At 64.3% G+C, this 12,999-nt stretch carries 12 protein-coding genes and 1 tRNA gene; 10 read left to right on the top strand and 3 right to left on the bottom strand.

From position 1 onward, the window contains the following. The first annotated feature begins 54 nt into the window (after positions 1-54). Entirely contained in the window at positions 55-756 is a 702-nt protein-coding gene (locus AABA86_RS30570; RefSeq protein WP_212248333.1) for a class I SAM-dependent methyltransferase, read from the top strand. A gap of 54 nt (positions 757-810) precedes the next feature. Further along, a tRNA-OTHER gene (locus tag AABA86_RS30565) sits at positions 811-886 on the top strand. Between the two features lie 110 nt (positions 887-996). On the opposite strand, the gene AABA86_RS30560 is transcribed toward AABA86_RS30565, so the two are convergent. Then, the gene (locus tag AABA86_RS30560; protein ID WP_212248334.1) at positions 997-1,368 is read right to left on the bottom strand and encodes an ArsR/SmtB family transcription factor; all 372 of its coding nucleotides are present in this window, start codon (positions 1,366-1,368) and stop codon (positions 997-999) included. A gap of 113 nt (positions 1,369-1,481) precedes the next feature. Between AABA86_RS30560 and AABA86_RS30555 the strand changes: the two genes are divergently transcribed. From AABA86_RS30555 to greA, 3 genes are all read left to right on the top strand, one after another. After that, complete coding sequence (locus AABA86_RS30555; protein WP_338309444.1) at positions 1,482-2,651, top strand: MFS transporter; 1,170 nt, start codon at positions 1,482-1,484, stop codon at positions 2,649-2,651. Positions 2,652-2,793: 142 nt separating this feature from the next. Then, positions 2,794-6,258, top strand: a complete 3,465-nt coding sequence (gene carB / locus AABA86_RS30550; protein ID WP_338309443.1) for a carbamoyl-phosphate synthase large subunit — start codon at positions 2,794-2,796, stop codon at positions 6,256-6,258. A 222-nt stretch (positions 6,259-6,480) separates the two neighbouring features. After that, on the top strand, positions 6,481-6,954 hold the full coding sequence (greA, locus tag AABA86_RS30545) for a transcription elongation factor GreA (protein ID WP_007596674.1): 474 nt from the start codon (positions 6,481-6,483) through the stop codon (positions 6,952-6,954). 315 nt (positions 6,955-7,269) lie between these two features. Here the strand turns inward: greA and AABA86_RS30540 are convergent, their stop codons facing one another. Next, a complete protein-coding gene (locus AABA86_RS30540) occupies positions 7,270-7,749 on the bottom strand; it encodes an Lrp/AsnC family transcriptional regulator (protein ID WP_057741909.1) in 480 nt (159 codons plus the stop codon). A 266-nt stretch (positions 7,750-8,015) separates the two neighbouring features. Here AABA86_RS30540 and trxB point away from each other — a divergent pair, with 266 nt between their 5' ends. The 5 genes from trxB to AABA86_RS30515 all read left to right on the top strand — a co-directional run bounded on the left by trxB (position 8,016) and on the right by AABA86_RS30515 (position 11,889). Beyond that, a complete protein-coding gene (gene trxB / locus AABA86_RS30535) occupies positions 8,016-8,981 on the top strand; it encodes a thioredoxin-disulfide reductase (RefSeq protein WP_338309442.1) in 966 nt (321 codons plus the stop codon). A gap of 5 nt (positions 8,982-8,986) precedes the next feature. Then, positions 8,987-9,910 carry a LysR family transcriptional regulator gene (locus AABA86_RS30530; RefSeq protein WP_026201990.1) on the top strand — a complete coding sequence of 308 codons (924 nt, stop codon included), beginning with the start codon at positions 8,987-8,989 and terminating at the stop codon, positions 9,908-9,910. A gap of 459 nt (positions 9,911-10,369) precedes the next feature. After that, complete coding sequence (locus AABA86_RS30525; protein ID WP_212248338.1) at positions 10,370-11,278, top strand: 4-hydroxy-tetrahydrodipicolinate synthase family protein; 909 nt, start codon at positions 10,370-10,372, stop codon at positions 11,276-11,278. A gap of 166 nt (positions 11,279-11,444) precedes the next feature. After that, on the top strand, positions 11,445-11,591 hold the full coding sequence (locus tag AABA86_RS30520) for a hypothetical protein (protein WP_165637427.1): 147 nt from the start codon (positions 11,445-11,447) through the stop codon (positions 11,589-11,591). 133 nt (positions 11,592-11,724) lie between these two features. Further along, on the top strand, positions 11,725-11,889 hold the full coding sequence (locus tag AABA86_RS30515) for a hypothetical protein (protein ID WP_212248460.1): 165 nt from the start codon (positions 11,725-11,727) through the stop codon (positions 11,887-11,889). Between the two features lie 80 nt (positions 11,890-11,969). Here AABA86_RS30515 and AABA86_RS30510 read toward each other — a convergent pair whose 3' ends face one another. Further along, positions 11,970-12,647, bottom strand: coding sequence for a ParA family protein (locus tag AABA86_RS30510; RefSeq protein WP_028150667.1), 678 nt, complete (start codon positions 12,645-12,647; stop codon positions 11,970-11,972). Positions 12,648-12,999 lie beyond the last annotated feature (352 nt).

Raw genomic sequence — 12,999 nt, 5'->3', positions numbered from 1 at the left:
GCGGGCAGCACCGGTTCCGTGATAGGAACCGTTTGGCCGGGACCTTCGAATACCATGGACGATTGGATCGATTATTACGACTCGACGCACACGATCTATGTCAGCAAGCTGCATCGCGACTTGCACTTCCAGATCATCGCGCGGGACATCATCGGCTACATCTCCTCGCCGGACGCCACGGTGCTGGATTATGCCTGCGGCGAGGCGCTGTCGGCGAGCCAGGTGGCATCGGCTTGCGGCAAGCTGATCCTCGCCGAGCCTGCGCCGGGCGTGCGCGGCCGGCTGATCGCGCGGTTTGCCCCGAACACCAGGATCCGCGTCCGCTCGCTCGACGATGTCCGCAAGATGCAGGACCAGTCGATCGACCTCGTCGTGATGAACTCGGTCGCGCAATACATGGCGCCGGACGAGCTCGACGCCGCGCTCCTCACCATCCGTCGTATCCTGAAGCCCTCCGGCAAGCTGGTGCTGGGGGACATCCTCCAGCCCAATGTCGGCATGGTCAGGGACGTCATGGCGCTGCTCGGCTTCGGCCTGCGCCACGGTTTCCTGAAAGACGCGCTGGTCGGGCTGATCAGCACCGCGCTGTCCGATTACCGTCATCTGCGCACGCGCATCGGGCTGCAGCGCTACAGCGAGGAGGACATCACCGCCAAGCTCAGAGCGGCCGGGTTCGCGGTCCAGCGCGCCCACAGCAATATCGGCCACAATCGCTGGCGCATGACCTTCATCGCGCGACCGCCGCTGGTTCGTTAAGCATAACAGTTAGCTGAGGTGGCTTGTCGCACCCCGATCGGTCATGATCGCCGTGGCCCGGTGGCGGAAGCGTCTACGCGAGGGCGGTGCAACGCTCTACATCCTGGTTCAAATCCAGGCCGGGTCTCCACGCTTCGCCCCTTCGGGGCTACGCGTGGCGCAGCCACGCTTGACCCGAAGGGGCAAAGCGTGTCCGGCGTAGCTGAAGCGAAGCGCGTAGACGGACTGCCCGCGCAAACCTCAACCTGCCTCCACCACTTCACCCTCCGGCAGCAGCTGAAGCCGCTCCGCATCCTTGCTTGCGGACTTGATCACCGCATCGAGCAGGCCGGGAAAACGCGCGTCCAGATCCTCGCGGCGCAGCCGCATGAAGCGGTTGGTGCCGGCCACGCGCGTCTGCATCAGGCCGCATTCGCGCAGCTTGGCAAAGTGATAGGCGAGGTTGGACTTGCCCGCGAGCCCGTTGAAGTCGCCGCAGCAGAGCTCGCTGCTGACACGCTCCTGCAGCGCAAGCTGGTAGACAATGGCGAGCCGGATCGGATCACTCAGGCAATCCAGCACCATCGGCAATTCGATCTGCTCGCGGGTCGGGTGAAGAGGAGTGCGGCTCATGATCCGGAAATCATAGCGAAGCGGCCGCAATGTTCAATAGTTCTTGAACCAATTGACTTACAGCCCCTCACATCCAATAGTTCAATAAACATTGAACATAGGGATATCGTCCAATGAGCGTGTTCTGGCTGGCCCTGGCGGCCTTTGCGATCGGCACCGAAGGCTTTGTCATCGCGGGACTTTTGCCCGGCATCGCCGCCGATTTGCAGATTTCGGTCTCCGCCGCCGGCCAATTGGTCACTGCCTACGCCCTCACCTACGCCGTGGGCTCGCCGATCCTGGCCGTCGCGCTGAACAATATCGATCGCCGGACCGTGCTGGCCCTGGCGCTCGCGACCTTCATCGCCGGAAATCTCGCCGCGATGGTGGCTTCCAGTTACGCCCTGCTGCTGGCCTCGCGGATGCTGATGGCGCTGGGCTCCGGACTTTGCATGCCGACGGCGCTCGCGGTGTCCGTGGCGGTCGCCTCGCCCGAACGGCGCGGCCGAGCGGTGGCTCTGGTCACGTCGGGCCTGACGGTCGCGACCGTGATTGGCGTTCCCCTCGGCAACCTCGTCGGCAGCCTCTTCGGCTGGCGCGCGACCTTTGCCATGGTCGCCCTGATCGGCGCCGTCGCGCTCGCCGGCCTTCTGCTCGGCCTGCCCCGCGGCCTGCCGCGCAACACCGCCTCGCTCGGCGAACGGTTGGCGGTGGCGCGTCACGGCAATGTCCTGGTCGCGCTTGTGATCACGATCCTATGGGCGCTCGGCGGCTTCACCGTGTTCACCTATTTCGCGGTTCCGCTCCGCGGCCTCGGCTTCGATGCTTCGCAAATCAGCCTTGCGTTGCTGGTGTTTGGCGGCGCAGCGGCGATCGGCAACATGTTCGGCGGCTTACTTGCCGACCGGCTCGGCACGCTCGCCACCGTGGGCCTCGGGCTCGCCGGCATGGCAGTTGCGCTGATCCTGCACTCGGTGGTCCTGAAGCTGATGCCGGGCCAGGCGCACTATGCGGTGCTGGGCACGATCTTCCTCTGGGGCATCTCTGGCTGGGCATTCTACCCGGCCCAGGTCGCCAGCATCATCCGGATCGAGCCGCAGGCCTCGATGATCGCGCTCTCGCTCAACGCCTCCGCCATGTATCTCGGCTTCGCCATCGGCGGGGCACTGGGCGGGGCGGTGCTGGCGACCCTCTCGCCGAACGACCTCGGCTGGATCGGCGGATCGAGCGTTGCGGCCTCCCTTCTGGTGCATCTCGCCCGTGGCTGGCAGGCCCGGCCAAAACCCGTCAAAATTGCCGGTTGATGGGCGTTTTTCGGGGTTTCGCCGCCCTGGAATCTGGTCTAAGACCCACCCGCGCGCGAGGGAGACCACCGCGCTCTCGGCCAAAGGGACGCGCAGGAGCGCGCCCTTTTTTTGTGCCCAAATTCCAGTCCGGCGAGAGTTGATGCCCAAACGTACAGACATCACCACCATCCTTATCATCGGCGCCGGTCCCATCGTGATCGGCCAGGCCTGCGAGTTCGACTATTCGGGCACCCAGGCGGTGAAGACGCTGAAGGAAGAGGGCTATCGCATCGTCCTCGTCAATTCCAACCCGGCCACGATCATGACCGACCCGGAATTGGCCGATGCGACCTATATCGAGCCGATCACGCCCGAAATTGTTGCGAAGATCATAGAAAAGGAACGTCACGTCATTCCCGGCGGCTTCGCGCTGCTGCCGACCATGGGCGGCCAGACCGCGCTGAACTGCGCGCTGTCGCTGCGCCTGCAAGGCACGCTCGACAAGTTTGACGTCGAGATGATCGGCGCCACCGCGGACGCGATCGACAAGGCCGAGGACCGCCAGCTGTTCCGCGAGGCCATGACCAAGATCGGGCTTGAGACGCCGAAGTCGCGGCTCGCCAACGCCTCCGCCCTGAAGAAGTCCTTCCGGGATAAGCGTCAGGCTGAACGCGAAAAGCTCTCGGGCGCGGCCCTCGAAGAACACGATCGGCAGTGGACGCTGGGCGAAAGCGACCGCCGCAAGCGCTACCAGGAATATGCGCTCGGACAGGCCATGATGGCGCTGTCCGAGATCGGCCTGCCCGCGATCATCCGCCCCTCCTTCACCATGGGCGGCACCGGCGGCGGCATCGCCTACAACAAGGAAGAGTTCCTCGACATCATCGAGCGCGGCTTAGACGCGTCTCCCACCAACGAAGTGCTGATCGAAGAATCCGTGCTCGGCTGGAAAGAGTACGAGATGGAGGTGGTGCGCGACAAGAAGGACAATTGCATCATCGTCTGCTCGATCGAGAACCTCGATCCGATGGGCGTGCACACCGGCGATTCCATCACGGTGGCGCCGGCCCTGACGCTGACCGACAAGGAATACCAGATCATGCGCGACGCCTCGCTGGCGGTGCTGCGCGAGATCGGCGTCGAGACCGGCGGCTCCAACGTGCAGTTCGGCGTCAATCCCGAGGACGGCCGCATGGTCGTCATCGAGATGAACCCGCGCGTGTCGCGCTCCTCCGCTCTGGCTTCGAAGGCCACCGGCTTTCCGATCGCGAAGGTCGCGGCAAAACTCGCGGTCGGCTACACGCTCGACGAGATCGCCAACGACATCACCGGCGGCGCCACGCCGGCCTCGTTCGAGCCGACCATCGACTACGTCGTCACCAAGGTGCCGCGCTTCGCCTTCGAGAAATTCCCCGGCGCCTCCACCACGCTGACCACGTCGATGAAGTCGGTCGGCGAGGTCATGGCGATCGGCCGCACCTTCCAGGAAAGCCTCCAGAAGGCGCTGCGCGGGCTCGAGACCGGACTGACCGGCCTCGACGAAATCGAGATCGAAGGGCTCGGCCGCGACGACGACAAGAATGCGATCCGCGCCGCACTCGGCACGCCGACGCCGAACCGGCTGCTGCAGGTCGCCCAGGCGATGCGGCTCGGCTGGTCAAACGAAGAGATCTTCAACTCCTGCAAGATCGACCCGTGGTTCCTCAGCGAGATGCGCGGCATCGTCGACATGGAGGAGAAGGTCCGCAAGAATGGCCTGCCGGGCAATGCCTTCGGCATGCGCACGCTCAAGGCCATGGGCTTCTCCGATGCGCGACTCGCGGTGCTCGCCGAGACGACGGAGGCCGAGGTCACCGCGAAGCGCCACGCGCTCGACGTTCGCCCGGTCTACAAGCGCATCGACACCTGCGCGGCCGAATTCGCCTCGCCGACCGCCTACATGTATTCGACCTATGAGTCACCGTTCGCGGGTGCGCCGGCAGACGAGAGCGCGCCGTCGGACAAGAAGAAGGTCATCATTCTCGGCGGCGGACCGAACCGCATCGGCCAGGGCATCGAGTTCGACTATTGCTGCTGTCACGCCTGCTTCGCGCTGCACGATGCCGGCTACGAATCCATCATGGTCAACTGCAACCCCGAGACAGTGTCGACCGACTACGACACCGCCGACCGGCTCTATTTCGAGCCGCTCACCGCCGAGGACGTGCTGGAGATCATCGCGAAGGAGCGCACCAACGGCACGCTGCACGGCGTGATCGTGCAGTTCGGCGGCCAGACCCCGCTGAAGCTCGCGCGCGCGCTGGAGGCCGCCGAAGTGCCGATCCTCGGCACCTCGCCGGACGCGATCGATCTCGCCGAGGACCGCGACCGCTTCAAGCGCGTGCTCGACAAGCTCCGTCTCAAGCAGCCGAAGAACGGCATCGCCTATTCGGTCGAGCAGGCAAGGCTCGTCTCTGCCGATCTCGGCCTGCCGCTGGTGGTGCGCCCGTCCTACGTGCTCGGCGGCCGCGCGATGCAGATCATCCGCGAGGAGAACCAGCTCAACGACTATCTGCTCGGCACGCTGCCGGAGCTGGTGCCGGCCGACGTCAAGGCGCGCTATCCGAACGACAAGACCGGGCAGATCAACACCGTGCTCGGCAAGAACCCGCTGCTGTTCGACCGTTATCTCTCGGACGCCACCGAGATCGACGTCGACTGCCTCTGCGACGGCAAGGACACCTTCATCGTCGGCATCATGGAGCACATCGAGGAAGCCGGCATCCATTCCGGCGACAGCGCCTGCTCGCTGCCGGCGCATTCGCTCGAGCCCGAGATGATCGAGGAACTGGAGCGGCAGACCCGCGAGCTCGCGCTCGGCCTCGACGTCGTCGGTCTGATGAACGTGCAATACGCCATCAAGGACGGCGAGATCTACGTGCTCGAGGTCAATCCGCGCGCCTCGCGCACCGTGCCCTTCGTCGCCAAGGTGGTCGGAACGCCGGTCGCGAAGATCGCCGCGCGCATCATGGCCGGCGAGAAGCTCGCCGATTTCAAGCTGAAGAAGGCAAAGCTCAAGCACGTCGGCGTCAAGGAATCGGTATTCCCGTTCGCGCGCTTCCCCGGCGTCGACACGGTGCTCGGGCCCGAGATGCGCTCGACCGGCGAGGTCATGGGCATCGACCGCAATTTCGAGGTCGCCTTCGCCAAGAGCCAGCTCGGCGGCGGCACGCGAGTACCGCGCAAGGGCACGGTGTTCGTCTCGGTGCGCGAGAGCGACAAGACGCGCATCGCCGAGGCGGTCCGCGAACTGCATTCGCTCGGCTTCAAGGTGCTGGCGACCTCGGGCACCCAGCGCTTCCTGACCGACCAGGGCATCCCGACCGAGAAGGTGAACAAGGTGCTGGAGGGCCGGCCGCACATCGTCGACGCCATCACCAATGGCGACGTCCAGCTCGTCTTCAACACCACCGAAGGCCCGCAGGCGCTCGCCGACAGCCGTTCGCTGCGGCGCGCGGCCCTCTTGCATAAAGTGCCGTATTACACCACTCTTTCCGGGGCCGTGGCGGCCGCGCAGGGCATCCGCGCCTATCTCGGCGGGGACCTTGAGGTTCGTACCCTGCAGAGCTACTTTTCGGAAACCTGATCGCGAGCGGAAGGCCGAGCCTTAAGGGTTAAGCCATCCGTTAAGTGATTGGCAATGAAGCCACAATGGCCGGAGGAACTGTCCGGCCATGGTGGTTGTTCTGTTCCGGCGCCAGCCCACATAACGTTCCGGTGGCCGCGTGTTCAGGGCCGGGAATACCGACGAATCAAGGTTGCCGCGCCCGCTGTTGTGGGGACGCGGAGCCGAAGGACGAGAGAAGAGATGGAAAAGGTTCCGATGACAGCGGGCGGCTTTGCCGCGCTCGGGGAAGAATTGAAGAAGCGCCAGTCCGAGGACCGTCCGCGCATCATCGAGCACATCGCGGAGGCGCGCTCGCACGGAGACCTGTCGGAGAACGCGGAATATCATGCCGCGAAGGAAGAGCAGTCCCACAATGAAGGCCGCATCGCCGAGCTCGAGGACAAGCTCGCGCGCGCCGACATTATCGACATCTCCAAACTGTCCGGCGACACGATCAAGTTCGGCGCCACCGTGACCCTGGTCGACGAGGACACCGAGAAGAAGACGGTGTGGCAGATCGTCGGCGAGGTCGAGGCCGACGCCAAGAAGGGCCGCATCTCCATCACCTCGCCGCTCGCGCGCGCGCTGATCGGCAAGAAGAAGGGCTCGACCGTCGAGGTCAACGCACCCGGCGGCGCCAAGGCGTATGAAATTACCAAGGTGGAGTGGCGGTAAGAATTTGCCGCTGAGCTGAGACGTTTTCAAAAGGCCGCGCGATGCGCGGCCTTTTCGTTTCGGCGTGTTGCTTGTGTGGGTGGGGCACGCTCTCTCACCCCGCGTCATTGCGAGCGGAGCTTGTAGCAGCAACACCCTTCACTCTCGTCTCCCGGACGCGCTGCAGCGTTCTTACGCTGCTGCGCAGAGCCGGGACCCAGAAGGCGACACGGGAAGGCGAGGTGAGATGGGCCCCGGCTCTGCAGCGCACCGCACCGGACGATGCTTCGCATCGCCGGGGGCGCTGCGCAGCGTCCGGGGCACGAGACTGGCGCGCTACCGCCTCCCCTTCACGTCCAGCGGCACCGCCGCCTCATACTTCGAATTATGCAGCACCAGCGATGTCCGCACATTGCGCACGTGGGGCGCGGCGGTCAGGTGGGTGACGAAATCCTGGAAGGTCGCCATGTCGGGGGCGACGCATTTGAGGATGAAATCGACCTCGCCGGACAGCATCCAGCATTCGCGCACCAAGGGCTCGGCGCGGACGAACTCCTCGAAGGCGCGCAAATCCGCCTCGGCCTGGCTGGACAGGTGCACGGCGGCGAACACGGTGACGTCGAAGCCGAGCTTGCGGGCATCTAACAGGCCGCGATAGCCGTGGATGTAGCCCTCCTCCTCCAGCGCCCGGACGCGGCGCAGGCAGGGCGGCGGCGAGATGCCGACCCGCTTGGCCAGCTCGACATTCGTGATTCGACCGTCGGCCTGAATCTCGGAGAGAATTTTCAGGTCGATCTCGTCTAGGTTCCGCGACACTTGATTGGAACTCCTGGCCTTTGCGGCTGTATTGGTGGGTTTGCCGCAATCCTCATAGCCCAGTCCGCACGAGTAGCGCAATTTTATTGCGCGTGCACCGCAATCGACTTTTGTTCCTTGTTGGAAAAATCCGCCGACAGGCAATGCAATTCTTGCATAGCTCACCAGAACGCTTAGATTAGCTCTGATATTTCAGCGCCTCCGCGAGGCCTCCCGGCACGTTCCGCGCCCGCGCTGCGAATCCCCCGTGAAAGGCGTCCGTCAATATGTCCGCCCCTGTCCATGCAAAGGTCGTCATCATCGGCTCCGGCCCCGCCGGCTACACGGCGGCGATCTACGCCGCGCGCGCGATGCTCGAGCCGATCCTGATCCAGGGCATCCAGCCGGGCGGCCAGCTCACCATCACCACCGACGTCGAGAACTATCCGGGCTTCGCCGACGTGATCCAGGGCCCCTGGCTGATGGAGCAGATGGAGAAGCAGGCGGTCCATGTCGGCACCAGGATCATCTCCGACCTGGTGATCAAGCTCGACAGCTCGCAGCGGCCGTTCCGCCTCACCTGCGACTCTGGCGACGTCTATCTCGCCGACGCCGTGATCCTCGCCACCGGCGCGCAAGCGCGCTGGCTCGGGTTGCCGTCCGAAGTGAAGTTCCAGGGCGGCGGCGTATCGGCCTGCGCGACCTGCGACGGCTTCTTCTACCGCAGCAAGGAGGTCGTGGTGGTCGGCGGCGGCAACACCGCGGTCGAGGAAGCCCTGTACCTCACCAACCACGCCTCGCAGGTCACCATCGTGCATCGCCGCGACCACTTCCGCGCCGAGCGCATCCTGCAGGAGCGTCTGTTCAAGCACCCGAAGATCAGGGTGATCTGGGACTGCGCCGTCGACGAGATCTGCGGCACCGAGAACCCGAACAAGGTCACCCATGTGCGCCTGAAGAACGTCAAGACCGGCGCACTGACGGACGTGAAGACCGACGGTGTCTTCATCGCCATCGGCCACGCGCCGGCGACCGAGCTCGTGAAAGACCAGATCAAGCTCAAACCGTCGGGCTATGTCGAGGTCGCCCCGAACTCGACCGCCACATCGGTGCCCGGCCTATTCGCCGCCGGCGACGTCGCCGACGAGACCTATCGCCAGGCCGTCACGGCCGCCGGCCTCGGCTGCATGGCGGCGCTCGAAGCCGAACGTTTCTTGGCCCTGCGCGCCAGCGAGCGCGCGGCAGCGGAATAAAGATCATGCCCCGAACACGCGACGGATTTACGGATATGGACTGGGACAAGCTGAAGGTGTTTCACGCAGCGGCGGAAGCGGGCAGCTTCACGCATGCGGGCGAGCAGCTCGGCCTGTCGCAATCGGCGGTGTCGCGCCAGGTCTCGGCGCTGGAGCAGGAGCTTTCGGTCTCGCTGTTCCACCGCCATGCCCGCGGCCTGATCCTCACCGAGCAGGGCGATTTGTTGTTCCGCACCGCGCATGACGTGTTCATGCAGCTCCAGGCGGCGCGCGCCAAGCTGACCGACAGCCGCGAGCGGCCGAGCGGCGACCTCAAGATCACCACCACCCCCGGCGTCGGCATCAACTGGCTGATCCCGCGGCTCGGCGAATTCACCGCGCTCTATCCGGAAATCCGGATCTCGCTGATCGTCACCGACGAGGAGCTCGACCTGTCGATGCGCGAGGCCGACGTCGCCATCCGCACCCGCAAGCCGACGCAGCCGGATCTCATCCAGCGCAAGCTGTTCGCGATGGGCTTCCACGCCTATTGCTCGCCGGAATACATCAAGCGCTTCGGCACGCCGCGCACGCTGGAGGAGCTCGACTCCCACCGCATCATCACGCTCTCGGACGGCAACTTCGCGCCGCATCTGCAGAACCGCAACTGGCTGGTCGAAGCCGGCCGCAACGGCTCGGGTCCGCGCGAAGCCTATTTCAGGGTCAACAACATCCTCGGTCTGGTGCGCGCCTGTCAGCAGGGCCTCGGCATCGCCGCGCTGCCCGACTACCTCGTCGAGGAACAGAGCAAACTCGTGCAGCTGTTCGGCGAGTCGGATTCGATCCAGCTCGATACGTATTTCGTCTATCCCGAGGAGTTGAAGACGGTCGCGCGCGTGCAGGTGTTCCGCGACTTCGTGGTGAGCAAGGCGCAGCGCTGGCCTTCCTGATTTCCGCATGACTGACATGCGGCCTCGGCTGTTGCTGCATGGCGCTCGTCAAGCTCATACTGTTTGCACGCTGAGCCTTCGCGTTGCGCATTTGTCCCCCTCCTCCAGTGGCGCGGGAGTTCAGTAATCCCTCTTGGAAGGTGATTGTGTCGGCCTCACGTGGCCAATACCTTAAGCCGGGCTCATTCGAGCCCGGCTTTTTTTCGGTCAAACCGGCCTTCGCCTTCCGCGTGTATTGACAGTTCCAGGCATACCCCGCATCATTTGCAAATGATCACGAAGTCGTGCGCAATCTCGTCGAAGGCGACCGCCTCGAAAAAAGGCCCCCATCCGGGGACCTCGGAGTTTTGCGCGCGCTAGACCGGCTTCGTCATCGCTGCAATCCCGAAAACCCCGCCGCCTGGACGGGGTTTTTTCATGTGCCCTCCGTCTCAGGTTTCCCGAGAAGGAGATGGAAACATGACCGGACTTGAAGATCATTTGCACGGGCTGTGGCTGCCGCTGGTGACGCCGTTTCAGGGCGGCGCGCTCGACGAGCGATCGCTGCGGCGGCTGACGCGACACTACAGCGCGCAAGGCATCGACGGCTTCATCCTGGGGGCGACCTCCGGCGAAGGCATGACGCTGCGAGAAGCCGAGCTCGAACGCCTCGTCGCCATCGTGCGCGACGAGATGGCGGCGGGCCGGCGCACCTTGCCGATCTGCCTCGGACTGTCAGGCGCGGACACCTCGCGGCTGAAGGACCGCCTCGACGAGACCGCGGACTGGCCGATCGACGGTTATCTAATCGCAAGCCCTTACTATGTGCGCCCCTCGCAGCGCGGCCTCTTGGCGCATTTCGAGACGCTCGCCGATCACGCCGCCTGGCCGATTGCGATCTACAACATTCCCTATCGCACCTCGGTGAACATCACCAACCAGACCATGCTGCGGCTCGCCGAGCACCCGAACATCGTGGGCCTGAAGGATTGCGGGGCGAGCCGCGAGCAATCGATCGCGCTGCTGCGCGACCGGCCGAAGGAATTTCGCGTGCTCACCGGCGAGGACGCGAGCTATTTCGAGGCGCTCAGCGACGGCGCCGACGGCGGCATCGTGCTGTCGGCCCATGTCGAGACCGCGACGTTTGCGGCGGTGTATGCGGAAGCGAAGCGCGGCAACCACGACGCGGCGCTGGCGCGCTGGCACGAGGTCGCTGATCTGACGCGGCTGCTGTTCACCGAACCGAGCCCGGCGCCGGCAAAGTATTGGCTGTGGCGATGCGGCCTGATCGACAGCCCCGAAGTGCGTCTGCCGATGGTGGAAGTGAGCAGCGAGCTCGCCGCCGCGATTGATCGCGAGATCGAGCGACGGACGAAGGTCGCGGCGTAGTATCGTTTACCCTCCCCTGGAGGGCCCCTCCAGGGGAGGGTAAGAGCGCCGCCCGTGGTTAACATCACCCCAACGGCCTTCGCGCCCGCCGCATGGTACATCCACCGCTCGTTTACCCATCCGTCCCTATCGTTGCTCTCCAGGAACTTCCAGAGGGGGAATGACCATGGGACATCGCACCCGGCCTACGGCCGCGAGCCAATACGCGCCGGCCGATCTTTTGCAGGGAATTCTCGTCGTTTCGTCGTTCGGGTTCTGGGCAGTGATGCTCGGCCTGATGCCGGTGCTGCTGTATCGGATCTGGCTCGCCTGAAGGCGGCACGTCGCGCGGATGGTTAAGCGGCCGTCACAAATGCGCTCAAAATGCGCAGCGGTTTGCAAGCCGGAATCTTAAAACATCCCGCGTATCGTTCACGCCCATAAGCGAAGAAATCGCGGGGGCGTTTATGAATAGTCATAATGAGATGGCGTCGTATTTCGGCGCCGGACAGGAGAAGCTGTCCACCGAGCAGAGCTTTACCACCGAGGACATTCTCTGGGCCGCCGGCATCTGGTCGGTGATCCTGACGCTGTCGCCGGTCATCGTGTTCTACATGCTGATGGTGGCGTAGCCCTCCTTCGGCAGATCCCGAAAACGCAAAACGCGCGGACATTCCCGCGCGTTTTTCGTCCGGGGAATGATTTATGAAAATTATGCAGCCTGCTTGTGCATTGCGCCGGACGCCGACGCCGTGCCGCGAATGGCCTTGACTGAACGCTCGATCGCCGCCCACAGCCTTGCGATTTCCTGAGCCGCACGGCTCTCGGCCTGATACTCCCGCGCGCCTTCGCCGTGGCTCAGCGCCATCAGCAGATCCGAACGGTTGGTGATCTGGCCGCCCCACACCGGAGCCCGGAATTTCGCCAGCGCTTCGCGCGCGATGGTGACGATCGGGCTTTCGGACTCGTCGCGGCGCGCCGGCGCACCGTTGAGCACGACCGCGTAGGGCTTGCGCGCGGCGCGGCACATCTGGATGGTTTCCTGCACCGCGTTGACGTCGAACACGCCGGGACGCGCCGGAATGACCACCATCGTCGCGTTCTTGATCGCGTCGTCGACCACGGCCGAGAGGTTCGGCGGCGTGTCGATCAACACCCATTCATAACCGTCGCGCTTGGCAGCGGAGACGATGCCGCTGACGGAGTTCACGGCCGCCTTGATCGGCGGTTCGTTGGTGCCACGCAGCTTGTGCCACAGCGTGAGCGAGCCCTGCGGGTCCGCGTCCACGAGCATGACCTGCTTGCTCGCCTTGATCTGCGCGGCGAGATGCGCGGCTAGGGTACTCTTGCCCGAGCCGCCTTTACGCGATGCAAAAACAATAACGTTCATACCTTCGGCCTCCAGATTGACCCCAGGCCGCGAAAATGAATCACCGCGCTGATTCGTGAAAGAAAAATTTATCGAGGGTTGCGTTACGGCCACGAAATAACAAGGCGTGTTGGCTTTTGAGTCACACTGCGTCGCAGGACGAGAGACAGACTGCAACGAAACGCCGTCCGCGCGAGCGTCTGTGCGCTTTTTGAGCAGCCGAGCGGGACCAGGCGGAATGCAACCTTCCCGCGCAAACCCTTACCCGACTCTTTTCCATCGCGCGTTCGTAATTGCCGCAGGCATCAGCGCGGCCTTCGCGAACAAAAGGAGTCCGCTCGCTGGCGCAGGGCTGACGCAAGGCATGACGAAG

This window comes from Bradyrhizobium sp. TM233 (genome assembly GCF_036247965.1).
Taxonomy (GTDB): Bacteria; Pseudomonadota; Alphaproteobacteria; order Rhizobiales; family Xanthobacteraceae; genus Bradyrhizobium; species Bradyrhizobium ottawaense.
The sequence above is the reverse complement of the archived record's forward strand: the minus strand, read 5'-3'. Positions and strand labels throughout refer to the sequence as shown.